Origin of the sequence: Mangrovibacter yixingensis (assembly GCF_020523985.1) — a bacterium.
GTDB classification, from domain to species: domain Bacteria; phylum Pseudomonadota; class Gammaproteobacteria; order Enterobacterales; family Enterobacteriaceae; genus Mangrovibacter; species Mangrovibacter yixingensis.
Genome location: NZ_JAIVKM010000001.1, coordinates 510978 through 535872 on the forward strand (window position 1 = coordinate 510978; position 24895 = coordinate 535872).

A 24895-nucleotide genomic window follows, 5' to 3' on the forward strand; every position below is an offset into this window, starting at 1 on the left:
TAGCGGGATTTACCTGTCGCTACTCAACAATATCCCCAAGCGTAGGCGGTGTTCCACGAAAACGGCAGGCAAGTTGAGCCATAGCCAGTTCAGCAGTAGCGACAGCATCGCTTAAGGCATGGTGCGCGGTGTATGAAGGTAGACCCAGGCGTTCGCGTAATGACGCCAGCCGGTAGTCTTCCCGGCCATCTTGTTGCAGGCGTTGGTGCTGTCGCCCCATCTCAAGTGTATCCAGCCAGATAACCGGAGGGTTGTCCATGCCATAGCGTGTTAGTAAGTAACGGTTAATAAAGCGGGATTCCACCATTTTCCCATGCACCACAGCAACATGCCCGGCAAGATGGTCAAATAGCTCTTCCATCGCTTCATCAATACCAGGGGCATTCTTCAACATTTCCGGCGTAATGTGGGTAAGAATTGCGGTTTGCGCTTCAATGGCAGCAGAGGAAGCCACATAGTGGTGTTCAGCCTGTTCCAGTGCGATTTGCCTTGCTATTACAGGGACAAAACCAATGCTGAGAATATGTGCCTGTTCAGCATCCATTCCAGATGTTTCAAAATCAAACGCCAGCCAGGGGTAATCGGCTAATAATGTATTGGCGGGCGGGACAGGGGTATCTACCAGGCGCTGTAACGCCGGAGATAGCCCATCAAGCTGTTGCCAGCGTTGCTGCCGCTTGTGTAATTTACGCAACCCCTGGGGCTCGCCAGACCATGGCCATAATAGTTTCATTCTTTCACAAACCTCAATTTCGCTGCATCCTGCAAACCTGAAATTATCCGAAACGCGTCTTTGAGGTGTTTGCGTTCGAAACTGCCGAAATCCTGTGGATTAATTTGGTTATCTGCTGGCTGACCCAGGCGAATTTGTTGGCACTGGTGTAACAGGCGCTGGCGGGTCAGAAAATGGAAAGTGTCAATAATATTGGTACAACTGTCTGGTGATAATAAGCCTTTATCACGGGCGGCAATAAACCGGGCTTCGGTTCGGGTTTCACTGCAACCAGCCGCCAGACCATAAATACGCGCCAGGTCGATAATCAGTGTCAGGGCGTAACGTTTGATATTCAGCGTCTTGGAATCGGAACCGCTTTTTTCCAATACCAGGTTGTTAAAAATCCCCAGAGGTGGGTTAGTTTGTACGGCATCGCGAGTGAGTGCGTGCAGGAAGCCGGGGCATTGGGCAATGCTGTCGAGCAGTGTTTGTTGTACTGTTTCACACAAGGCGGCATTACCCGCCAGCGCCCGTGTTTCCAGAAATACGGTGGCATTAAGCAGTTGGCTGTATTCGGGGTTACGCACCCATTTTTTGAAATATTCCTGCCATACATGCACGGGCTGGCACCAGCGGCGGGATACCGCCATATAGTTGCCGGTACAGAGTGGGTAACCACACATATCTAACCCGTTGCTCACGTACATCGCCATATGCATAAACCAAATAATATCGCTTTCAGTGGCGGTGTCTGCCAGCACCAACGCACTGTCCTGGTCTGACATCATATGGACTTCGTTACGGGCATGAGAGCCCGCTACCAGCCAGGCATAATCACAGGGGGGCTCACCCAGGTGTTGAATCGCCAGGTTAATTAACTTGCGGGTGCAGGCATCCATAATCATGGTCATGACTAAATGCGTACTTTCGCTGTGCAGGTTACCTTCCACCAGGGCTTCAAAGACTGCCTGGCGCTCAACAGCCAGCGCAGCCAGTTCGTCGACGGTATTGCAGTGGTTAATCTTTTCTATCAGGAAAATGGCCTGTACCCGGTGGTGCTGTACCAGATGCGATGTGGTTAACAGCCCAACAGGCCGGTTGTTATTAACCACGGGCAACCCGCGAATACCATGCTGCATCATTAATGCGACAGCCTGCATGATAAGTTCATTCGGGCCAATCGTAATGGGGGAGGGTGTCATAACGTCTTTGACTGGGCGGCTGGCATCAACACCTTTCGCGACGACACGCAAGGACATATCCCGGTCAGTAATAATGCCGACAATCTGGTCGTTTTCCATCACTACAGCAGTAGAACAGCGGTCGACACCACGCATTTGCCAGGCGGTTTGCTGGATGGTGGTATCTGCCCGTACCACAGAGATAACATCACTTGCTACATCCGAAACTTTGCGAACAAATAGCCCTTTTTCGTCGTTAGACCAGACCACATTCATGGCTGAACCCAACCGCTCATGAGCGTTAATCGAAAAATGTGTGGCGTATTCCGGGTAAGTCTTCAGCAGTGTTTTTAACAGGGAATGTGGAATTTGGTAGAGCAGGGTGTTTTGCAATGCCGTTACGTTATAGCAGTCTTCCGGGTTACCCGGTATCCCTTCGAGAAACGTAAAGCCAAACAAGTCTTCTGGCCCAAGGCGTGCCCGTAATACGCCATCACGCCAGCGCTGTTCCAGTGCGCCGGTGCGTACCACATACAACCAGCGTTCTTCTTCACTGGCATCGAAAGGCAGGGTTTCACCGGTAGCCAGGTAGCGGATACGCAAATGGCTCGCAATGGTTTTCTGCGCACTGGTGGGCAATGTATTAAGGGGTGAAACTTGCGCAATAAACTCACTGATATTGGGCAATACAATCTCTGACATAGGCGGCTTTCCTGTCGCATAACGGGTCCATGGCATTATGGAATGCTGTTTTATTTTGCGTGCGTGCGGCCAGGAAGGCAAAAAGAAAAAGTGAATAACCGGGGGAGGGCAACGTTTTTCTGACTTTTCACCCTGTCAGTGAATGGGGATATCGCCATACTGGCAGGAGATAAGTACGGCTTGCTCACCGCCACCCTGGATCCAGAAAGCGGTAACATCCCCCTGGTCGCTTTCACTTTCACGCCATGCGCGGATCCCTTTTTGATTGAGTGTGGACATTAGCGCTTCTACAGTCACGCCATCGAGCAGGGATTGTTTAATTGTTTCAAGCGGGAAAGGCAGGGCCTCTTCCGGGGAGCGGATAGCAACGGCGATAAGTTGCCGGTGTGTGGGTATTGACATAGCCAGAACCTGTTGAGGTGATTAATGGGAGCGCACTGGCACCAGAGTTGTACAATACGTACAGAGTAACGCTGTTAATTACTTAAATTTTAACGGTTTATGCCGTTAACGCAAGCTCACTTCTAAGAAGCTATAGCCAGTGTCTAATTAAAGCAAACAACCAGCGCTCCCGAATAGAGCATTATACCTCTGCTGAGCGTACCAGACAGGTTTTTTGACGAAAATTACAATCAGGGGCGTAAAACACACAGATTCGGGGAATCAAAGAGATAAAAGCAAGATTGTTACCCGGCTGGCCTGATGGCAAACCGGGTAACGAAAGTTTAGCGGCGCATATTGTCTTGTGAGTTACCGTGATGATTATCCTGCATTTGAGGACCACGGTTATCACCAGATGAATGGTGTGGGTGGTGGTGTGGGCCAGGCCAAATACAACCGCTCAGACCCAGGGCTATTGCCAGCACAGTGGCGCTTAACATCAGTTTTTTCATTTTATACATCCTGTTGTGTTCTGCATTACGGCAGAATATGCATAACGTATATGGCGTGAGAGCGGCATACACAGCTCAACCTTCACGGCATATAACGCGTTACTTTACTGGGATTTCTTGGCAAATGGGCGAGGAGTAATCTGAACTTGAGGCACAAAGAGCCGGGAAGGTGGCTATTCATTAAAAAACGGCGTCTGAGAACCAGACGCCGTTGGGGGTTAGAATTGGGTATTCATACTCATAAAGAAAGTACGCCCGGATTCGTTATAAGTTGCCGCACCTGCGCCATACATATAAGAGTTGGTGTTGCTGTTACCGGTAGTTTGTGCGTTACCGGAACGCCAATGGCGTTTATCAAACAGGTTATCCACCCCGGCAGTAAAGCTCAGGTTTTTGTTAACATCCCAGGTGCCGCTCAGGCCGATGATGCTGTAGGGGCTAACTTCCGTTTTTTCACTGCCTGACACTGATTCGCCCTGGTAGTCATACAGTTTCGGTTTCTGACGCCCGTACCAGGTGAAGGTACTTTGCAGGGAAACATCGCTGCGTACTTGCCAGCTCAGCGTTGAGTTAAGCGTAAATTGCGGAATAATCGACAGGCGGTCACCCGTTTCTTTGTTTTTACTCTGCAGCATCCAGGTCAGGTTATTGTTCCATGCCACCGTATCGGTAACGGGAACATTCACTGTTCCTTCCAGCCCTTCAACCACGGCTTTCGGTACGTTTTCCCACTGGTAGATATTGGTTGAGCCCGTGCTGCCAACAGCAGAGTAACCGGCTTCAATCTTATTGCGGTAATCGTTACGGAACCAGGTTAACCCAGCCTGGTAGCCCATATGTTTAAACTCTAAACCAATTTCTTTGTTGATACTGGTTTCGGCTTTGAGGTCCGCATTCCCTTGCAGGTAGCAGGCGGAGGAGTTGTCCATGCAACCCTGGCCTTTACTGTAGAGAATGTAGTTCGGGTTTGTCTGGTACAGGCTTGGTGCTTTATACGCACGGGCAATGCCCAGTTTCAGCGTGAAGTCGTCGCTCAGTGCCTGAGACAGATTCAGTGACGGGCTCCAGTTATTCCCCACAATGGTGTGATGATCAAAGCGCAATGCCGGGGTTAACATGGTGCTGTCTGTCAGCTCCATATTATCTTCGGCGAACAGCGAGAAGATTTCTGCGCTGGCATAAGGGCTGCGGTTTGTGCTGGAGACTCCGTCGAGGCTGCCACCTGCCAATGCCTGAGTATTCGAGGCATTATCTTTCATTCGCTGCTGGTTCCATTCAGTACCCAGAGTCAGTGTCTGGTTGACTAACAGGTTCAGCGGAATGTTCACTTCACTGTGCAGCAGGATATCGCTCAGGTCGATATCGACAAATTTGTTACTTGAGAACAGCCCTTCAGCGCCGCCCGCCAGCCCTTCACTCAGGCGTGAGTTACGGGTGCGTTCATACTGCCCCCAGGTGTTGGTCGAAACACCGTTATCCCAGGCACCGGCCCAGGTCAGGGAATACGTCTGGCGGTACAGGCGGTTGGTTTCTTTCCCATAGTTCTCTTTTACCAAGGCACTGGTATTGGTGTTCTGGGTGTCTCCCGCATACAGGTTGCCCTGGCGGCTGTAACCGGATTCGAAAGTCAGTGACTGCATAGGGGCGAACTGCCAGCGCAACTGACCATTAATGTCTTTATCGATGACGCCTTCACGCCCGGCGGGGTAAGTGCCGGCAAAGGTACCGGTACGGCTCTCTTCGTGGCCCTGGTTGATGTCCCATGCATCAGCCTGGGTTTTTGCCATATTTCCCCATAAGCGGAAGCTGACGTCACCGCCGACTGGCCCGGTCAGGCTGAAGTTAGTGCGTTTTGTGGCACCTTCTTTTTTGTGTTCAGGAACATTGAAATAGGTATTCCAGGAACCATGCCATTCATTGGCGCTGGGTTTGGTGATGATGTTGACCACACCACCTGCCGCCCCATTTCCATAACGCGCAGCAGCCGGGCCACGAATCACTTCGATGCGTTCAATCATTTCTGCAGGAACCCAGTTAGAATCACCGCGCGTATCACGCTCTCCGCGCCAGCCAAGGCGCACGGAGTTGCGGCTGGTAACCGGTTTACCATCTATCAGAATGAGGGTGTTTTCTGGCCCCATGCCGCGGATATCAATCTGGCGGTTGTTACCACGTTGGCCACTGGTTGAGTTACCGGTCAGGTTCACGCCCGGCATGGTGCGGATAATTTCGGACACATCGCGTGCGGCGGGGTGTTTTTTGATTTCTTCAGCTGTAATGGTTGACACACCAGGAGCCTGAAGATTTTGCTCTGCTGCACTGACCACAATGGTGTCTTCTTGTGTCGTACTGTCGGCTGCCGAAGCCGGCAGTGCAAGACCATAAATTCCCAGATGCACCAGCGTAGCCAGTGTATAGCGTTTTTTAATCATGTTGAGTTCCTGCTCGTCTTGTTGCCGCTACAGGCTCCGTCCCACGGAAAACGGGCAACAAAATGCGTGAAAGTGCGCAGAGCGGCTTGTCTGGCAAACTCCGGCAGCCAGCAAGACGCCTTATTTTTTATAAGTGCTACAGGCACTGCGGTTAGCAGCGAGCAATACGCTATTGCAAATAGAAATAATTATCAATAATGTTTTCATTATTTTTACTATATTGTGCTTTTTTTGAGTGTTTATTGTTCTGAATCAAATAACTGCCGGTGGGGGTAACCCCTCCGCCCACGGGAAATGCAGACGTGGGGGAGGGGCGGGCGGTGTGTTATTGGGGATTAGTGGGCAGGGAATAACGTCGCTAATGTGTCCAGTAAGTGGCTGGCACTGTAATAATCCAGGCGGAAGTTATCCCCACCCAGCGCATATACGCGATTGGCTTCAACGGCCGGAAGATGAGCCAGTAGCGGGTTGTTTTTCACTGAAGTTACGTCTTTTTGATTGGCGGCAAACAGCAGAAATGTTTGGCCGGATAACCCGACAACCAGGTTTTCACCTTGTAACGGAATAATATCCTGGCGTTTACCTCGCTGGCTCACCATACGCTGCCCCTGGCCCGGTTCACTTAAGGTGAACCCAAGTTGCGATAGTAATTGCCCCTGAGCAGAGACAGTAGTCCAGACATTGGCAAGAGAAGCATGGGCATTCCACACCATGGCGTTCACTGGCTGAGGCGGTAATTTAATTGCCGATTTTACCTTTGCAAGGTGCGTATTGAACTGGGCAATACGTTCTGCTGCTTGTTTTTCGTGCCCGGTGAGTTGCCCAAGTTCAGTCAGTAATTCCTGCCAGCTTTGGTCACCATAGTTGATGACTATTGTTGGTGCTATTTTTGACAGCTTATCCCACTCAGCCATTGCAGAATCAAGGCCCGTCGCACTCACTAAAATCAGGTCCGGGTGCAGGGTGGCAATAAGCTCAGGGTTGCTCTCCCCTGGGGGAAGCGCTTTAACCTTGCGCTGGACGGCTATTTCGCCCCACTGGCGTAAAAAACCATGGTCATCAGACACTTTATTGCCCGGACGCGTGGTACCGCTGGCAATCACTGGGGCATCCAACGCCAGTAACGAACCGGTAAGCGTGACGCTGGTGGAGACAATCCGCAACGGGGCTTTTGGAAGTGTATGAGTACCTTTGCTGTCAGTGAATGTGCGTGGCCAGCCACTGGCCTGGGCGGAGCAGGACAGCAGTACCATCAGGCAAGACAAGAAAAACAGGACAGTTTTTTTCACAATATCGCCATTCCATGTAATGAAAATTACTCTCATTTTCATTTTTATTTTTTTGCGACGCAAGCCCCGAAAGTGTTTTCACTGGTGTCTTGCTGCAACAGTGTTTTGTGATTTACATCAGAATTACATTCTTTTTTATTTTATTTAACATTTTACTTAAAGCATGATCCCGGCAGCGTTTTTTACCCACCGAAGCAGGTCAAATAAGCGCACATATCCTCTGTCAAACCTCTGTTGTGAAAATAAAAAAGGAAACCCTATGAATACCACGGGGAAACACCTTGTTTGGGGCATTCTGGCGCTGTTGGGGGCTTTTGCTCTGGGCTACATTGCGTTAAATCGGGGTGAGCAGATTAATGCATTATGGATTGTCGTGGCGGCAACCTGCGTGTACTTAATCGCTTATCGTTATTACGGGTTGTTTATTGCCAATAAAGTCCTGTCGGTCGATGCAACCCGCATGACACCTGCTGTGCGCCATAACGACGGGCTCGATTATGTCCCGACGGATAAAAAAGTATTGTTCGGCCACCATTTTGCCGCCATTGCTGGGGCCGGGCCTCTGGTTGGCCCGGTACTGGCAGCGCAAATGGGTTATTTGCCTGGGATGCTGTGGCTACTGGCGGGTGTAGTGCTGGCCGGTGCCGTTCAGGATTTTATGGTGCTGTTTGTTTCTACCCGCCGTGATGGCCGCTCTTTGGGTGAATTAGTTAAAGCAGAAATGGGCAATACCGCCGGGGTAATCGCACTGGTCGCCTGCTTTATGATTATGGTGATTATTCTTGCCGTGCTGGCAATGATCGTAGTGAAAGCCCTGACCCACAGCCCCTGGGGGACCTGGACCGTTGCGTTTACCATTCCACTGGCGTTATTTATGGGGGTGTACCTGCGCTATCTGCGCCCTGGCCGGATTGGAGAGGTGTCGGTTATTGGCCTGGTTATGCTGGTGTTCGCCATTATTTCTGGTGGCTGGGTAGCCGCAAGCCCCACATGGTCAGCATTCTTTGATTTCACCGGTGTACAACTGACCATCATGCTGGGCGTGTATGGTTTTATTGCCGCGGTGCTGCCAGTTTGGCTGCTGCTGGCTCCTCGTGACTATCTGTCTACCTTCCTTAAAATTGGCACCATCCTTGGTCTGGCTATCGGTATTTTATTGGTTCGCCCTGAACTGAAAATGCCCGCGCTGACTCGCTTTGTTGATGGCACCGGGCCAGTTTGGGCCGGGGATCTGTTCCCGTTCCTGTTTATTACCATTGCCTGTGGTGCGGTATCCGGTTTCCATGCATTGATTGCTTCTGGCACTACGCCGAAGATGCTGGCGAATGAAAACCAGGCTTGTTTTATTGGCTATGGTGGCATGTTAATGGAATCCTTCGTGGCGATTATGGCGCTGGTATCGGCGTGCGTGATTGACCCAGGTGTTTACTTCGCCATGAATAGCCCGCTGGCACTGCTGGTGCCGGACAATACGGTGGATGTGGTGACATCGGCGGCTCAGGTGGTCAGCAGTTGGGGCTTCCAGATAACACCAGATATTCTGCATAACATTGCCAGTGAAGTGGGTGAACAAAGTATTGTTTCCCGTGCTGGTGGTGCTCCAACACTAGCGGTGGGGATGGCTTACATCCTTCATGGCGCACTGGGTGGCCTGATGGATGTCTCCTTCTGGTATCACTTCGCTATTTTGTTTGAAGCTTTGTTTATCCTGACGGCGGTGGATGCCGGGACACGTTCTGCACGCTTTATGCTCCAGGACTTGCTGGGCCTGGTATCGCCTGGGCTTAAACGCACGGATTCATTACCGGCTAACCTGATTGCCACTGGTCTGTGTGTACTGGCCTGGGGCTATTTCCTGTATCAGGGCGTAGTCGACCCGCTGGGTGGGATTAATACGCTCTGGCCATTGTTCGGGATTGCCAACCAGATGCTGGCAGGAATGGCATTGCTGCTATGTGCCGTTGTGCTGTTCAAAATGAAGCGCCAGCGTTATGCCTGGGTTGTGCTGGTGCCTACTGCCTGGTTGCTGATTTGTACGCTGTCTGCCGGATGGGTGAAAACCTTCAGTAGCGACCCGCGTGTTGGTTTCCTGGCAATAGCCAACAAATTCCAGACAATGATAGACACCGGTGCTATTCCGGCGAAATACACCGAAGGCCAGTTGGCGCGCCTGGTATTCAACAACCGCCTTGATGCCGGTCTGACACTCTTTTTCATGGTGGTTGTGGTGGTGCTGGCCTGGTTTGCTCTGCGCTGCTGCCTGAAAGCACTGAAGAGTGATAAACCCACTGTGAATGAAGTGCCGTGGGAGGCCATGCCGCCAGAAGCTCCGGTAGCAACCCATTCGGCTCGTAACGCACATTAATCTGAAGGGCGGGCAACCGCCCCTCTGATTGCCGTGGCAGGCGGAAGGAGGAAACATGTTTGATACCCTTGCAAAAGCCGGAAAATATTTGGGCCAGGCGGCCAAACTGATGGTCGGGGTGCCGGATTATGACAACTATGTGCAGCATATGCGGCTTAATCACCCTGAACAAACGCCAATGAGCTATGAAGAATTTTTCCGTGAGCGCCAGGATGCCCGTTATGGCGGGAACGGTGGCCCACGCTGCTGTTAATACAGGATATTTATGCAACCGATAACCTTGCCTGTCACCTTGTTGACGGGGTTTCTTGGTGCAGGGAAAACCACCCTGCTTAACCACTTTTTACAACAGCCCCAGGCGGGTGCCGTTGCGATTGTGGAAAACGAGTTTGGCCCGGTGAACATTGATGGTGCGTTACTGGAAGCGCGCGATAATGTCAGTATTGTCGAGTTAAGCAATGGTTGCCTGTGTTGCAATGTGCGTGGCGAGTTCACGGCAGCATTGCATGATTTGCTGGATAAGCGGGCAGAAGGCGCGTTGAGCTTTGACCGGCTGGTAGTGGAAACCACCGGGCTTGCTGACCCGGCACCGGTTATTCAAAGTTTTTTTGTGGATGATCGCTTGCGTGAGTCACTGCAACTGGATGCGGTGGTTACCCTGGCAAATGCGCAACACATTCACCGGCAACTGGATGAGCACCCGGTTGCTGTCTCACAAATCGGGTTTGCCGACCGAATTTTGGTGACGCATGGTGACCAGGTAGAGCCGCAAGAGCGTGATGCTGTGATGGCTCGCCTTAACCGTATCAACCCACGGGCGGCGATTTACCAGGTGACGAATGGCGTGTGCCCGGCTGCGTTATGGCTGGATTTAGCGGCTTTCACTCTGAGTGATGATGCCACGTTGCAGCGGGGCTTTTTTATTGCCCGGCCACAAGTGAGTGAAGAGGTAAGCTTCCAGCCACTTTCACGGCCACGCGCAACCCGACACTGGGATGACGCTATCTCATCGTTGGTGCTTGAAGCCGGGTGGCTGGATTTGCATAGGGCCGGTGAATTTATGAACTGGTGTGTGGAAAACTGGGGTGCGGATATGTTGCGTTATAAAGGTGTACTGGCGGTGGTTGGAAAGCCGGAGCGCCTGGTAGTACAGGGTATACACAGTGTGGTGGGGTTTGATTACGGCTCACCCTGGCGTGAGAGCGAAACAGCTAGTTCCCGGCTGGTGATTATTGGCAGAAACTTGCCCACGGAAGATATTCGCCAGCGTTTTATGGCAGCCTGCGCGTAACCTATCTACGCAGGCCGCCACCTGTTAGCGTGTTCTGGCTTCGATATTTTCCAGTGCCGCCTGCAAGTGAGCCGGTGTCAGCTCACCGCCAAGATAGTGAATGGATTCACCTGGGCGAAGCGTGTGGGCAATAATGGCGTCAATTTGCGCCTGGTTATGAATGTCCACATCCAGTTCCGCCAGTGAAACGGGCAGGTGGAGCTGGCGGAACAGGGTGATTAATTGGCTGGTGACATCATCCTGGCCGAGTAGCGCACTCTGCACCAGAATCCCATAAGCTACTTTGGTGCCATGCAGAAAACGGTGGGTTTGCGGCGCAACTGTCAGCCCATTGTGGAAAGCATGTGCGGCAGCGACACGGGTGTAGCGGTCACCAAGCCCACCCACCAGGCCGCCACCGGCAATAATGGCATCCACCACATCACAAAATGCACGTGTCAGTTTCCCAGCCTCCTGGTCTGCCAGGGCCTGTTCACTCTGTTCAAGTAATACATCACGAATTTGTTCAGCGGCGGCAATGCCCATGCGTACGCTAAGCGGCAGTGTTTCCGGTTGCGGTGCCAGTACAACGGCTTCATACCACTTCGCCAGGGTATCGCCAATGCCTGCCAGCAGGTATTCTGCCGGAGCCTGAAGGATGATTTCAGGTTCAACCAGCACCAGGTGGTTGGCGTCATTAAATACTTCAAAATGCAGTGCCTGGCCTGCATCGTTATACCATACGGAAAGTGGTGTCCAGGCGGCACAGGTTGCGGCAATAGTGGGAATAGCCACCAGCGGGCAACCCAAACGGCGGGCCAGTGCTTTTGCGGTATCCATCACCGTGCCACCCCCTACGCCAATCACCACCTGGCGGTCTTTTCCCGCAGCATCGGCCAGCCGGGTGACTTCATTTTCGCTGCAATGCCCGGCGCTCAGTAATTTCTTTGCTCCGTCCAGGTGAAACTCTGGGGGCAAGAAAGGGGTTGCTGCCTTCAGGGCTTTTTCGCCATAAACCCATACAGCATGAGACAATTGTTCATGTGAATAGTGGCTGGCGAGTTTGTTAAGTGCTCCTGTCTGGGACCAGTAGTTCGCGGGTCCTGGCACAACGCGGATGTCGGTTTGTTGCATATATTCGGTTCCTGTCAGTGTTCAGGCGATTTTCGTCCGTTCTCCGTGTGTGGATAAAAGGAATCGTCTCTCTTTTATGTTATTTGCCTAATATTATGTCTGGATGTCCAGATGGCTAATAACATTTCGCTTTATGTTATGCCATTTCATTCATTGTCATGGAAGAGCCAATATGAAAAATACGATGAATTATTTCGTAAATTTCGTAGAGATTGGCATTTATGGCACAACCTCATCAGGTTGAAATGCGTGGTGTTTCCATCAGCTTTGGTGGTTTTAATGCCTTGCAGAACGTGGATTTCACCCTTAAAGGAGGAAGTGTTCACGCGCTGACAGGGGCAAATGGTGCCGGAAAATCCACCCTTATGGCAGTGTTGTCTGGTGTGTGGGAACACTACCAGGGGACGATTCTGCTTGATGGTGAACCCGTTCATTTGCGCACCCCGCGTGACGCTAAAAAACTGGGTATTCACCTGGTGCAGCAAGAAGTTGATGTTGCATTGGTGCCAGGCTTGAGTGTGGGTGAAAACATCATGCTTGACCACCTGGCAGCTCCTGGGCATGGGTTTAACTGGCGTGCTATTTGGCGGCAGGCGCGCGAAGCTCTGGCGCAACTGGATGTCAGCCTTAATGTGAAAAAGCCCATTGAGCACTGTTCTCTTGCCGAAAAGCAACAAGTGTTGTTGGCGCGTGCTCTGTCTCACCATTGCCGCTTTCTTATCCTTGATGAGCCTACCGCCCCTCTTGACCAGCATGAAAGCGACCGCCTGTTTTCAGTGGTCCGCCGCTTGCAATCGCAGGGTATTGGCGTGGTGTTTATTTCCCACCGAATTCATGAGCTAAAAGCAATTTGTGACACGCTCACAGTATTGCGCGATGGCCGCCTGATTGAAACCGCAGCAATGGCATCGCTTTGCGGTGAAGAAGTGGTAGAGAAAATGCTTGGCCACACGCTGGACAACCTCTATCCGGAACGCACTGCTGTGGCGGAAGATGCCCGCACACTGCTTGCTGTTGAAGGGCTGAATGACGAACACCTGTTGCGTGATATTAGCTTAACCCTGCGTGAAGGGGAGATCCTGGGCGTGGCCGGGTTAGCGGGCGCGGGTAAAACGGAATTGTGCAAAGCCTTATTTGGGGCGTCGCCTTGCAAGATATCCCATGGGATGTTGTTGGGTAAGAAATGGCGGCCAGTGAGCCCGGCGCGTGAAGTGTCCCGAGGCATTGCGCTGGTACCGGAAGAGCGGCGTAAAGAAGGCATTTTTATTGATGAACCGGTTGCGATGAACTTGTCTGTCAGCGCGGACAATCGCTTTTCGCGCGGTGGACTGTTTGGTTTTGGTGCCGCCAGACGTTGGGCTGAAGAAGTGATTGCGCGACTGGGTGTGCGCACAACCGGGCCAGACCAGGTTCTGCGGCGTTTATCCGGTGGCAATCAACAAAAGGTGGCAATTGGTAAATGGCTGAAAGGCGATGCCGATGTACTGATTTTTGACGAGCCCACTAAAGGCGTGGATGTCAGAGCCAAAACCGATTTGTTTACCCTGATAGCAGGCCTTGCAGACCAGGGAAAAGGCGTGATTTACGCCAGTGGCGAATTTGCCGAACTGGTTGGGTTGTGTGACCGAATTTGTGTGCTCTGGGATGGGCGCATTGTGGCTGAACTGGATGGCCGTGAGGCCAGCGAAGAAATTTTATTGATGTATTCCACTGGAGGAACCCCCGCGTGAGTAAAGCCCTGTCCCTTGAAGCGAAGGCCCCCGGGCGCCAGCGTCTATTTGATTTTTTCTATAAGTGGGGAATGTTACTCACTGTTGTGGCACTGATTGGGTTATTTGGGTTAACAACGGATAACTTTCTCGATTCGCATAACATCATCAATATTCTGCGCTCTATTGCCATCGTCACTGTTATTGCAGTCGGTGTGTCGTTGTCGCTCACGGTTGGTGGGTTTGATTTATCGGTGGGTTCCACGGCTTCACTTGCCAACTCGTTGGTGATTTCCCTGTTTGTCTGGTACGGCTTTGGCTCGACTCAGGCGATTGTCATCACCCTGGCGTTGTGCTGCCTGGTTGGGTTGTTTAATGCCTTCCTGATTGTGGTTCTGAAAATTCCCGACATGCTGGCAACCCTCGCCAGCCTGTTTGTCATCCAGGGTGTGGCGATGACATACAGCTACGGCGGTTCCATTACTGAAAACATGGTACTACCCAGCGGCGATATGGCTGAGGGCTTGATTCCTGCCGGATTTAATCTGTTGGGCCAGGTGCCGGTTATCGTAATAATCATGCTGGTGGTCACGGTGGTGGCACAACTTGGCCTTTCACTGACCACCCATGGCCGCCGGATGTATGCCATTGGTGGTAACCCGGAAGCTGCAAGGCTGTCTGGTATTCGCACCACGCGCTACCGCGTGCTGGCCTATGTCCTTTCCTCTTTACTGGCCGGGTTGGGCGGAATATTGCTGGCGTCACGCATTGGCTCTGCCCAGGTGAATGCGGGCAGTGGTTACTTGATGGACGCCGTGGCTGCCGCCTGGATTGGTTTTTCACTGGCAGGCTCGGGTAAACCCAATGCGCTGGGAACCTTATTGGGCGCAGTGATCCTCGGTGTGCTGCAAAACGGGTTAGTGATGATCTCTGTGCCTTATTACGCCATGGACATTATTAAAGGTTTGGTGTTGGCAGGTGCTTTGGCCCTGACTTATATCCAGCGCCGTTAACCAAAACGATTTTTGGGCAGATTAAACCTGCAACATATTGAATAACATCATCTAAAACAGACAGGAAACAGACAACAATGAAAATGCTTAAGTGCTCGTTAATTGCCCTGGGGCTACTGGCTGGCACCGCGACCAGTTTTGCTGCCACACTTGCGCCAGTACCCGCAGCAATTGCAGACCACAACGGGCCAATAAAAATCGCAGTGATTCGTAACCTGGGCTCAGATGATAATACTTCGCAGTTTCTTGCCGGTGCTATTCAACAAGGTAAGAAGCTGGGATTTAAAGTGAGTGTATTTTTGACCAATGGTGATGATGCGCGCTTCCAGGATTTTGTAAACCAGGCTATCAGCCAGAAATACGACGGGATTATCTTGTCTCAGGGCCGCGACCCGTATTCAACAAAACTGGTAAAACGCATTGTGGATAGCGGGATTAAGGTGTCGGTATTCGATACAGCCGTTAGCGGCAATATCCCAGGTGTGACAGTTACTCAGCAGGATGACGCTTCACTGACGCGTCTTTCCTTCGGCCAACTGGTAAAAGATTTCAACGGCAAAGCCAATATCATCAAACTGTGGGTTGCTGGCTTCCCGCCTATGGAACGCCGCCAGGCTGAATACGAAAAAATGCTCAAAGACAACCCAGGGATCCATGAACTGGAATCCATTGGCGCAGTGTCTTCCGATGTACAGGGCGATACAGCGAATAAAGTTGGGGCAGTGCTGGCGAAATACCCGAAAGGGAAAATTGACGCAATCTGGGGAACCTAGGATGCGTTCAGCCAGGGTGCTTATAAGGCTTTGGAAGAAAATGGCCGCACTGAAATCAAACTTTACAGCATTGATGCCTCTAACCAGGACTTACAGCTGATGCGCGAGGCTAACAGCCCATGGAAAGTCACTGTTGCTGTTGATCCTAAGCTGATTGGCGCCATGAATGTGCGTTTGATCGCGAACAAAATTGCTGGCGAACCGACACCGGCAACCTACGATTTTAAAGCCGCGGCAATTCCTCAGGCATTACTGGCAAGCCAGCCGGGTAATGTGAATATGGCTTCTCTGAGCAAAATTATTCCAGGTTGGGGCCAGTCTCAGGACTTTATCGCCCCCTGGTTTGCCACGCTTGAAGCGAAACAGCATAAATAAGGAGTACGGAGATGTCGTTGCCGGAACCCGAATATAGCCGCAATATGCGGCTGATAGGCCACAGTGATCAGGGCGGCCGCCCGGACGGTGTACAGGTTATGGTGCATCGTGGTTATGCCTATATTGGGCATATGGTGTCGCAGGGGTTTTCCATTGTTGATGTGCGTGATGCGAAAAACCCGCGCACCGTGGGTTATGTTCCGGCACCACCTGGCACCTGGAATGTGCATTTGCAGGCGCATGATGACCTGTTGCTGGTGATTAATGCCCGCGACTTGTTTGCAGACAGCCGGTTTGCTGATGAGCGGGTGTATTACACCCGCCAGGTAGGTGAGACTGTTAAAACGGTTTCCGGGCGTGACTGGTCTGCCGGGGTGCGTATTTTTGATATCTCCCAACCAGAAAATCCACGTGAAATCAGTTTCCTTTCCCTGGATGGAATTGGTGTGCACCGTATTTGGTATGTGGGCGGGCGCTGGGCATATGTCTCGGCGTTGCTGGATGGCTACACCGACTATATTTTCTTGACGATTGATCTGGCAGACCCGCGCAAACCAGAAGTCGCGGGGCGCTGGTGGATGCCAGGCATGAATGAAGCGGCGGGTGAGCAACCGGGCTGGCCTGAAGGAAAGCGTTATGCTTTACACCATGCGATTATCCATGGCGATACGGCCTATGGTAGCTGGCGTGATGGCGGCCTGACTTTGCTGGATGTCAGCGACCGGACTGCACCATCCCTTATCAGCCACCGAAACTGGAGCCCGCCTTATGGTGGCGGAACGCACACGGCATTGCCGCTTCCGGGCCGGGATTTGTTGGTTGTGCTGGATGAAGCGGTATTGGATGAACAGCAGGATGGTGAGAAATTTATCTGGTTGTTTGATATCCGTGAACCGGCCAACCCGGTGAGTATCTCCACCTTCCCGGTTCCGGGCGAGCGGGATTATGTTGCGAAGGGCGCACATTTTGGCCCACATAATCTGCATGAAAACCGCCCAGGAAGTTTTGTCAGTGAAACGTTGATTTTTGCCACCTGGCAAAATGCCGGGGTACGTGCTGTTGATATTAGCAACCCGTATCACCCAGTGGAAACCGGGGCATTGGTGCCTGCAGCACCAAAAACCATGATGGATACCCGCCCGGGAAGGCCACAGGTTATTCAGTCCTGCGATGTGTTTGTGGATGCTCAGGGAATTATCTATAGCACGGATTATAACGGCGGGTTGTCGATTATTGAGTACCTGGGCTAACCGGTTCTGATGCGGTTTAACTGAAACCTCATGGTGTTATGCCATGGGGTTTTTTTACTCCTAAACCATGTATTCAGGGCGTGTGTTTAATTTTCCGGTATGTTGGGGGCACAAGTATCATGGACGGAAAATCTCTGTTTCTTTAATGCAAAAGCGATTCCCGCTGTTGATAAGCAGACGTCTGGCGGTGTGGTAACTTTTATTGTTAACCGGCGTGTCAGGCTTCTGCGCAAGCCAGCATAGCGGGTGGAGATAAAATTGCAGGTACCTGTCTCTTCCCTGAGCAGGCTCTTGTGTTCTGGCTCAACTATACTGGCGTACCCGCGCGATAAACTCTTCCACTGTGTCTATTTTATCTGCAATAAGAATCAATGCTTTACCCAGTGCCAAAGCCTGGCGCTGGCAGGCAAGGCGCATAGCGTCATCGGCAATGGTGTCTATATCTGCCACATGGGATAACCCCACAGTACGGCGAATTAATTCGGTACCCGCATAGCCAATGGCATCGTGCCACACTTTTTTCAGAAACTGGGTGGTGTAGCCTGGGCAACTAAGTGCCTGGTCACGGGTTTTTTCCTGAGCCAAAGACTGAAAGCGTTCACTAAATGTGTGCCAAAACTCGTTAATATCCGCCAGACGCTGCTCACGAGCATCAGCCGCTTCGCGCAGTGGCAGTAAACCGGGCAGGCCGCAATAATTGAGCAACAGGTTGCCAATTGCTGTGCCTGGGTCAAACCCGGCCGGGCCGAAGAATCCAAATTCAGCATCAATCGCTTTCAGGCTGCCTTCGGCAACGAAAATAGAACCACTGTGGATATCACCGTGCAGCAGCGCTTCTGCATGGGAGAAAAAGCGGTGTTTCAGTGCGCTCACAGCAAGTTTCAGTGCGGTATCTTCACGCAGTGCAGCAACATCGGCCTCCAGTGCGGCAGGGTAGTTATTACGCTCGTGCTGGCAGTACGGGTCGTTAAAAAACAAGTCTTCAGTGATTTCGCACATTTCCGGGTTAATAAAGCGTGCGACTTCCGCTTTTTTCTGGTGCGGATGCAGGTAAAAATCAGAAGTATGGAACAGCACCTGCGCCAGGTATTCACCTAACTGGCTGGCGGCTTGCGGGTAATACTCACCGCGGATCAGCTCACCACGCCAGATACGGTAACGGGATAAATCTTCCATCACCATTACTGCAAGTGCCGGATCAAAATGAAGGATATTTACTGTATGTTGCGGGCAGTGCTGGTAATGGGCGATCAGTGTTTCTGCCTCCAGACGGGCACGGTCCAGGGTCAACGGCCAGGACTCCCCCACACAGCGCACATAAGGTAATGCCTGTTTAACAACAATGCGGCTTATTCCTTCGTTGTCGAACACCTTAAACACCAGATTAAGGTTACCGTCGCCCACTTCTTCAGCATGAGTAAGTTTTTCCGGGTTCTCCAGCCCACCATGTTGTTTGGCCCAGGCAACTGCGTCATCGGCAGTAAAAGTGCGGTAGTGCGACATGTGACTTCTTTCCTCGTCAATTCTTCAATTTTGGTTAATAAGCCGTTCAGACGTCTATACATCCGCTTTCCATCCTGACACAATAGAACACATCAACGCAACAAGGATTTAACTAAAATGAATAATCTCCAAACCACCAGTTTGCGCATTGCTGATAATCAACTGTGGATCCTCGACCAGCAGGCATTGCCGCAGCAGTCAAACTGGCTGGATGCCAGCGCTGTCGATTTACTGGTGGGCCATATTCACGCTTTGCGGGTGCGGGGTGCGCCACTGATTGGTTTATCTGCCAGCTTGCTACTGGCGTTATTGGCCGAGCGTGGTGACAATCGAGAAAGCCTGAATGTGGCGCTGGAAACCTTACGCGCTTCACGCCCAACCGCAGTAAACCTGATGAATAACCTCGACCGGATGAAGCAGGCACTGAACCAGAGTGACTGGGTGAGTGCCATGGTTAATGAAGCCTGGAGGCTGGTACAAGAAGATAAGCAATTATGTGATGCGATTGCCGTTGCCGGTAGCCAGTTAGTTACGCCGGGTAGCCGCCTGTTAACCCACTGCAATACCGGTGGGCTGGCGACAGCAGGGTGCGGTACTGCGCTGGGGGTGATTCACAAAGCATTTGAAGCCGGCAAAGTACAGCAGGTTTGGGTGGATGAAACGCGCCCGTTATTGCAAGGTGGGCGCTTAACTGCCTGGGAACTGGGGGAACTGAATATCCCATACCAACTGATTTGTGATTCGATGGCGGCCAGCCTGATGGCAAAAGGTGAGGTAGATGCCATCTGGGTGGGAGCAGATCGCATTGCAGCCAATGGGGATGTGGCGAATAAAATTGGCACTTATAGCCTGGCGGTTTTGGCAAAATACCACGGTATTCCGTTTTATGTTGCGGCACCGGTTACCACGCTGGATTCCTCTTGCCCGAATGGCGCAGCTATTCCCATTGAACAGCGTGCGGCTGCAGAAGTGACTGGCGTGGCAGGGAGTTTTGGTTCGGTGCAGTGGGCACCGGAGAATGCACAAGTGTACAACCCGGCGTTTGATGTGACACCGGCAGAGTTAATTAGCGGTTGGGTGCTGGACAGCGGGGTTATTACCCCGGAACAGGTGCGTGACGGGGTGTTTAAAGCTCAGGACTGAAGAGTGGCGCGGCCAGGTAATTCGTAGCCTGGCCGCATGCCGGTTCAGTCAATGCGCGGGTAAGTATCGGCAATAGGGTCGCCGGTAAATTTTGCCACCCAGCCTTGCGGGTTATCAAAAATACGAATGGCAGTGAAATTAGGTTGTGAACCCATATCGAACCAGTGTGGTGTGCCTGCGGGAACAGAAATTAAATCATTTTTCTCACACAAGACCTGGTAAACCTTGCCATCCAGGTGCAGGCAGAATAACCCCGCACCTTCAACAAAGAAGCGTACTTCGTCTTCACCATGAGTATGCTCAGAGAGGAATTTTTCCCGCAGCGCGGCTTTCTCCGGGTGGTTGGCGCGCATGCTGATGACATCCCAGCTTTGGTAGTTTTTCTCGGCAACTAACTTTTCAATTTCGTGCTGGTAGGCTGCCAGTACCGTTTCAGGTCCAGGTGCATCGCCCAGTTCCTGATTGGCTTCCCAGCGTTCAAAACGCACCCCGGCGGCATTCAGTTGTTCACGGATAGCCTCTGCGTCCTGGCTGTGCCAGAGCGCCTGGTTGGCATCGGTTTCGGAATAAATAGTAAGCGTACTCATGTGATTATGCCTCGGGGTTAATGGCGCTAAAGTCGCCGACCTGGGGATGTTGGCTGGCGTTATCTGCCGCGCCGCGAATCAGTTGAACGGTTTGCCAGCCTGCCTCACGTGCGGCATCCAGCTCCTGGTGTATATCCGATAAAAACAGTAATTCACTTGGTGCAACACCGGTTTCACGGGCGATAGCCAGGTAAGAGGCCGTTTCCCGTTTGTGGCCAATGTGTGTATCGAAATACCCACTGAACAACGGTGTGATATCGCCTGCGTCACTGTAACCGAACAACAGTTTCTGTGCGGCGACGGAGCCAGATGAATAGACATATAACGCGATACCTGATGCTTGCCATTTTTTCAGTGCTGGCAGTACATCCGGGTAGAGGTGGCCGGTGAAAGCGCCTTGCTGATAACCGGTTTGCCAAATCATGCCTTGCAACGCTTTGAGCGGGGTTGATTTGCGGTCTTCATCCATAAAGGTTAAAAGCGCGTTGACGACATCGCCGGTACTGGCTTGTGGCTGGCCAATTTCTTTGCGAACCGCATCCAGTGCAGCGGCAACATCGGGGTGTTGCTCATGGCTGGCAATAAAAGAGGCAAGGTGCTGGCGGGCATAGGGAAACAATACATTGTGCACAAAGCGAATATCGCTGGTTGTGCCTTCTATATCCGTCACGATGGCTTTAATCATAATACCTCCAGGCGGCGGCGCAATATTTCGCATTCAAATAAAAACTCCAGCCCTTCCAGATGGCGGCGGGCTTCTTCAACACTTCGTCCCCAGCAGGTCAAACCATGACCACGTAGCAGAAACCCCCATTGCAGGTCTTCTTTGCTTGTGCCGGAATGGATTCGTTGCGCCAGTGCGCTGATATCCTGGTCGTTATCAAAGACCGGGATTTGCAGGGCATCCAGATGCGATGACTGGCCGCGCAAGGATTTTTGCATTTCGTACCCTTGCAGTGTCAGGCGGTTGCCTTTGACCAGCCGGGATAATACGGTTGCATTGACCGTGTGAACATGGAGAACTGCCTGAGCTTCGGGAAACAGGCGGTAAATAAGAGTATGAAGCCCGGTTTCAGCGGAAGGCGTGCGCCCGGAAGGCGCTGTATTATCGGCAATACTGACCTGCAAGAAGTCATTTTCTGTCAGGCTGCCTTTATCTTTACCGGATTCAGTCAGCCAGCACCATTCGGTGTCCTGGCGCAGGGACATATTGCCGCCCGTTGCGGGAGCCCAGCCTTTGGCACCAAGCCAGCGGCAGGCCGCGACTAATTCTGCCAGTTGCAGTTGTTGTGTCATTACGTTCCTTATTATGCGCAGTGTTGATTCTGGCATTACGTTATTATTTGGACGTCTAAGCGTCTTGATTGCCAAATATTAACATCGTGTTATAGTGGCAGCAACACACGCATCACAACAAAATACCGGGAAGGGGAGAGAATGAATAGTAGTAACCCTTTGATTCCAGAGAGCAAACTACCATCTTTAGGCACCACTATTTTCACGCAGATGAGCGCTCTGGCACAGCAGCATAAAGCCATTAACCTGTCTCAAGGTTTTCCTGACTTTGACGGGCCGCGTTATTTACAAGAACGCCTTGCGTGGCATGTATCCCAGGGCGCGAACCAATATGCACCAATGACAGGTGCCCAGCCGTTGCGGGAAGCGATTTCCCGTAAAACGGCAGAATTGTATGGCTGGCAGCCGGACGCCAATAGTGAAATCACCGTAACAGCCGGGGCAACAGAAGCCCTGTATGCAGCCATCACTGCATTAGTACGCACCGGGGACGAAGTGATTTGTTTTGACCCCAGTTACGACAGCTATGCACCGGCGATTGAGCTGGCAGGTGGCGTAGTGAAACGCCTGGCATTACAGCCGCCACATTTCCAGGTGGACTGGGCTGCATTCAAAAACATGCTTACCCCGAAAACCCGCATGGTTATCCTCAATACCCCGCACAACCCAACTGCAACAGTGTGGCAGAAGAGCGATTTTAGCCAGTTATGGCAGGCCATTGCGGAGCAGGAAATCTATGTGCTGAGCGATGAAGTGTATGAGCACATTTGCTTTGCACCTGACGGCCATGCCAGCGTACTGGCTCATGAAGCACTGCGCGAGCGTGCTGTGGCGGTATCGTCGTTTGGTAAGACCTACCATATGACAGGCTGGAAAGTGGGTTACTGTGTGGCTCCTGCTGCAATTAGCGCTGAGATCCGTAAAATTCACCAGTACCTGACTTTTTCAGTGAATACCCCGGCACAGCTGGCTCTGGCAGATATGCTGGAAGCTGAACCTGAACACTACCGTGCATTACCGGCATTTTACCAGGCGAAGCGTGACCGTTTTGTGCAGGCGTTATCGGCCAGCCGCCTGGAGGTGTTGCCTTGCAACGGAACCTACTTCTTACTGGCGGATTACAGCGCTATTTCTGATATGGATGATGTGAGCTTTTGCCGCTGGTTAACCACCGAACATGGCGTGGCGGCGATACCGTTGTCCGTATTCTGTGCCGACCCGTTCCCTCATAAACTGATTCGCCTGTGTTTTGCCAAGCAAGAAGCGACGTTGGATGCGGCTGCAGAGCGTCTGGTGAAACTCTGATTGTTTCAGTGGTGGTCATATAAAAAAACCTGGCGTCAGTAACGGCGCCAGGTTTTTTATGCGCGGTTTTTACTGGCCGATATCGCGCAGTTTTTTCCCGGTCATCAGATTACGTTCAATATGTTCCAGCGTGACGTTTTTGGTTTCCGGAATCAGCACAAAGGTGACAATGATGAACAGAACGTTCAGTGCGGTATATAACCAGAACGTACCTGCGGCACCAATGCTGTCCAGCAGTGTCAGGAAGGTCGCGCCAATAATCATATTGGAAACCCAGTTGGTGGTCGTTGAGCAGGTCACCCCAAAATCACGGCATTTCAGTGGCTGAATTTCAGAACACAGGATCCAGACTACCGGTGCAGCGCTCATCGCATAGCCAGCAATACACATCATGGTCATACCAACAGACAACCAGGACAGCGTGCCAGAGCTGTGACCGCCTTCTACCTGCATCAGGCAGTAGCCAAGAATCAGCGTCCCCAGAGCCATAACGGTGAAGCCAATTTTCAGCGCGGGTTTACGCCCTGATTTATCTACCGTGAACACGGCAATAAATGTGGCCAGCATAAAGGTCAGCCCGACAACAACAGTGGCAACCATTTGTTGTTCTGTACTGGTGAACCCGGCCATCTGGAAGATTTTCGGGGCGTAATACATGATGATGTTCATCCCGGTAAATTGCTGCATAGCCTGCAACAACATCCCAAGGAATACCGCACGGCGCACATTGCGGTTGCTTTTAAACAGTGCCCAGCCACCTTGTTTCACTTTCAGGCTTTCGCGGATTTCGTTCAGTTCTTCACGGGCTTTTTCTGAGGAATCACGCAGCATACGCAGCACTTTTTCAGCCTGGTTGTGTTGGCCTTTTGCTGCAAGCCAGCGCGGGCTGTTGGGCAGAAACACTACCATGACCAGTAATGCGAGAGCGGGCAGCGCCAGAACACCCAGCATGGCACGCCAGTTGCCGCTGTAACTCAGTGCGGTATCTGATAAGAACGCCAGCAAAATACCCAGAGTGACCATTAACTGGTACATGCTGATCATTTTACCGCGTACATTCTCTGAAGCCATTTCAGACAAGTACAGTGGCGCAGTATAAGACGCTATCCCGACGGCTATCCCCAGTACCACACGGGACATCAGGAGAATTTCCAGGTTGGTGGACATCGCCGAACCCAGAGAACCAAGAATGAACAGAATCGCACCCGCCATCAGGCTGTATTTGCGGCCTAAACGGAAAGACAACCAGCCATTAAAGAGCGCCCCCAGCGCAGCACCGAGCATCATACTGCTGACAACCCATTCTTGTGCCTGGCTGGATAATGTGAAGTGATGAGTAATAAAAGGTAGCGCGCCTGATATAACACCGATATCCAGACCAAACAGCAGACCAGCTACAGCTGCTGAGATCGAGACAAACAGATTCATCCGGCGTGCTTTTTGTGCCTGGATAGAAAGTATATCGCCTGTTTCGCTGACATAAGACATATGTGTAACTCCAGCATAGGGTTGTTTTTATGAGGCTACGGTACGGTATTTCCGTTTGTTTGCGTCTGGCTTAAAACGTCAGTGATATGGATTATTATGCTGCTGCATGTGGTTTTGTGACGTGCGTTCCATAATGAAAACAGGCGTTACATCACAAAATATCGCTGATATGTGAGGTTTGAAGCGAGTTTGCTCACTTTAAACACGTTGTGGTAGCGAGTTTTTTTAGTTTGTGAATATGGATGATTCTTGTTTTCTACCTCTTGTTGTTGAGCGGTTACATCCTGCTTCGGTTATCCCGGTGACCGCTATTCGGCGTGGGCCACAGACAGAGAGCACCATGCCTGTTCAGGCAGGGTTTGGTGGTAAAGGTGTTTTCCTTGTTTTATGTGTGGTTAATTGCGTCTACACTATACAGGCTGAGTTTTAAGTATTTATTCATGTCCGGTAGCGTTTGCCTCGGCGATAGAAA

General features: G+C 51.6%; 20 protein-coding genes and 1 pseudogene. 9 read left to right on the forward strand and 12 right to left on the reverse strand.

From position 1 onward, the window contains the following. Positions 1-19: 19 nt before the first annotated feature. The 6 genes from LC084_RS02435 to fepB all read right to left on the reverse strand — a co-directional run bounded on the left by LC084_RS02435 (position 20) and on the right by fepB (position 7176). Positions 20-733, reverse strand: coding sequence for an exonuclease domain-containing protein (locus LC084_RS02435; RefSeq protein WP_226569047.1), 714 nt, complete (start codon positions 731-733; stop codon positions 20-22). Further along, complete coding sequence (locus tag LC084_RS02440; protein WP_226569049.1) at positions 730-2598, reverse strand: putative nucleotidyltransferase substrate binding domain-containing protein; 1869 nt, start codon at positions 2596-2598, stop codon at positions 730-732. The genes LC084_RS02435 and LC084_RS02440 overlap by 4 nt, the downstream gene beginning before the upstream one ends. Before the next feature lie 135 nt (positions 2599-2733). Next, a complete protein-coding gene (locus LC084_RS02445) occupies positions 2734-3000 on the reverse strand; it encodes a hypothetical protein (protein WP_226569051.1) in 267 nt (88 codons plus the stop codon). 323 nt (positions 3001-3323) lie between these two features. Then, positions 3324-3491, reverse strand: coding sequence for a hypothetical protein (locus LC084_RS02450; protein ID WP_226569053.1), 168 nt, complete (start codon positions 3489-3491; stop codon positions 3324-3326). A gap of 218 nt (positions 3492-3709) precedes the next feature. Next, positions 3710-5923 (reverse strand): TonB-dependent siderophore receptor, encoded by a 2214-nt coding sequence (locus tag LC084_RS02455; RefSeq protein WP_226569055.1) that lies wholly within the window; start codon positions 5921-5923, stop codon positions 3710-3712. 335 nt (positions 5924-6258) lie between these two features. Then, positions 6259-7176: a Fe2+-enterobactin ABC transporter substrate-binding protein gene (gene fepB, locus LC084_RS02460; protein WP_404808347.1), complete on the reverse strand. Its 918-nt coding sequence runs from the start codon at positions 7174-7176 to the stop codon at positions 6259-6261. 295 nt (positions 7177-7471) lie between these two features. Between fepB and cstA the strand changes: the two genes are divergently transcribed. Genes cstA through LC084_RS02475 form a run of 3 tightly spaced genes read left to right on the forward strand, consistent with a single transcriptional unit; the run spans position 7472 to position 10868 of the window. Further along, on the forward strand, positions 7472-9577 hold the full coding sequence (gene cstA, locus LC084_RS02465) for a pyruvate/proton symporter CstA (protein WP_226569058.1): 2106 nt from the start codon (positions 7472-7474) through the stop codon (positions 9575-9577). A 55-nt stretch (positions 9578-9632) separates the two neighbouring features. Beyond that, positions 9633-9830, forward strand: a complete 198-nt coding sequence (locus LC084_RS02470) for a YbdD/YjiX family protein (RefSeq protein WP_036109624.1) — start codon at positions 9633-9635, stop codon at positions 9828-9830. A 12-nt stretch (positions 9831-9842) separates the two neighbouring features. Next, positions 9843-10868, forward strand: a complete 1026-nt coding sequence (locus tag LC084_RS02475; RefSeq protein ID WP_226569060.1) for a CobW family GTP-binding protein — start codon at positions 9843-9845, stop codon at positions 10866-10868. Positions 10869-10892: 24 nt separating this feature from the next. Here LC084_RS02475 and LC084_RS02480 read toward each other — a convergent pair whose 3' ends face one another. Further along, positions 10893-11981: an oxidoreductase gene (locus LC084_RS02480; RefSeq protein ID WP_226569062.1), complete on the reverse strand. Its 1089-nt coding sequence runs from the start codon at positions 11979-11981 to the stop codon at positions 10893-10895. Positions 11982-12202: 221 nt separating this feature from the next. Between LC084_RS02480 and LC084_RS02485 the strand changes: the two genes are divergently transcribed. The 4 genes and pseudogenes from LC084_RS02485 to LC084_RS02500 all read left to right on the forward strand — a co-directional run bounded on the left by LC084_RS02485 (position 12203) and on the right by LC084_RS02500 (position 17101). Next, complete coding sequence (locus LC084_RS02485) at positions 12203-13711, forward strand: sugar ABC transporter ATP-binding protein (protein WP_226569064.1); 1509 nt, start codon at positions 12203-12205, stop codon at positions 13709-13711. Continuing rightward, positions 13708-14703 (forward strand): ABC transporter permease, encoded by a 996-nt coding sequence (locus LC084_RS02490; protein WP_226569066.1) that lies wholly within the window; start codon positions 13708-13710, stop codon positions 14701-14703. The genes LC084_RS02485 and LC084_RS02490 overlap by 4 nt, the downstream gene beginning before the upstream one ends. Before the next feature lie 77 nt (positions 14704-14780). Then, a pseudogene (locus LC084_RS02495) lies at positions 14781-15851 on the forward strand (sugar ABC transporter substrate-binding protein). 11 nt (positions 15852-15862) lie between these two features. Beyond that, positions 15863-17101 (forward strand): LVIVD repeat-containing protein, encoded by a 1239-nt coding sequence (locus LC084_RS02500; RefSeq protein WP_226569068.1) that lies wholly within the window; start codon positions 15863-15865, stop codon positions 17099-17101. A gap of 303 nt (positions 17102-17404) precedes the next feature. Here the strand turns inward: LC084_RS02500 and mtnK are convergent, their stop codons facing one another. After that, positions 17405-18604: an S-methyl-5-thioribose kinase gene (gene mtnK / locus LC084_RS02505; RefSeq protein ID WP_226569070.1), complete on the reverse strand. Its 1200-nt coding sequence runs from the start codon at positions 18602-18604 to the stop codon at positions 17405-17407. Between the two features lie 117 nt (positions 18605-18721). On the opposite strand from mtnK, the gene mtnA reads away from it, so the two are divergent. After that, positions 18722-19747, forward strand: coding sequence for an S-methyl-5-thioribose-1-phosphate isomerase (gene mtnA / locus LC084_RS02510; protein ID WP_226569072.1), 1026 nt, complete (start codon positions 18722-18724; stop codon positions 19745-19747). Positions 19748-19791: 44 nt separating this feature from the next. On the opposite strand, the gene LC084_RS02515 is transcribed toward mtnA, so the two are convergent. From LC084_RS02515 to LC084_RS02525, 3 genes are read right to left on the reverse strand one after another with little or no spacing between them, the layout of a single operon-like run. After that, positions 19792-20334, reverse strand: coding sequence for a 1,2-dihydroxy-3-keto-5-methylthiopentene dioxygenase (locus LC084_RS02515; protein ID WP_226569073.1), 543 nt, complete (start codon positions 20332-20334; stop codon positions 19792-19794). 4 nt (positions 20335-20338) lie between these two features. Then, on the reverse strand, positions 20339-21019 hold the full coding sequence (gene mtnC / locus LC084_RS02520; protein ID WP_226569075.1) for an acireductone synthase: 681 nt from the start codon (positions 21017-21019) through the stop codon (positions 20339-20341). Further along, a complete protein-coding gene (locus tag LC084_RS02525) occupies positions 21016-21630 on the reverse strand; it encodes a methylthioribulose 1-phosphate dehydratase (RefSeq protein ID WP_226569077.1) in 615 nt (204 codons plus the stop codon). The genes mtnC and LC084_RS02525 overlap by 4 nt, the downstream gene beginning before the upstream one ends. Positions 21631-21771: 141 nt before the next feature. Here LC084_RS02525 and LC084_RS02530 point away from each other — a divergent pair, with 141 nt between their 5' ends. After that, positions 21772-22935, forward strand: a complete 1164-nt coding sequence (locus tag LC084_RS02530; protein WP_226569078.1) for a pyridoxal phosphate-dependent aminotransferase — start codon at positions 21772-21774, stop codon at positions 22933-22935. Positions 22936-23004: 69 nt separating this feature from the next. On the opposite strand, the gene LC084_RS02535 is transcribed toward LC084_RS02530, so the two are convergent. After that, positions 23005-24423, reverse strand: coding sequence for a sugar porter family MFS transporter (locus tag LC084_RS02535; protein WP_226569080.1), 1419 nt, complete (start codon positions 24421-24423; stop codon positions 23005-23007). Positions 24424-24895: the final 472 nt, after the last annotated feature.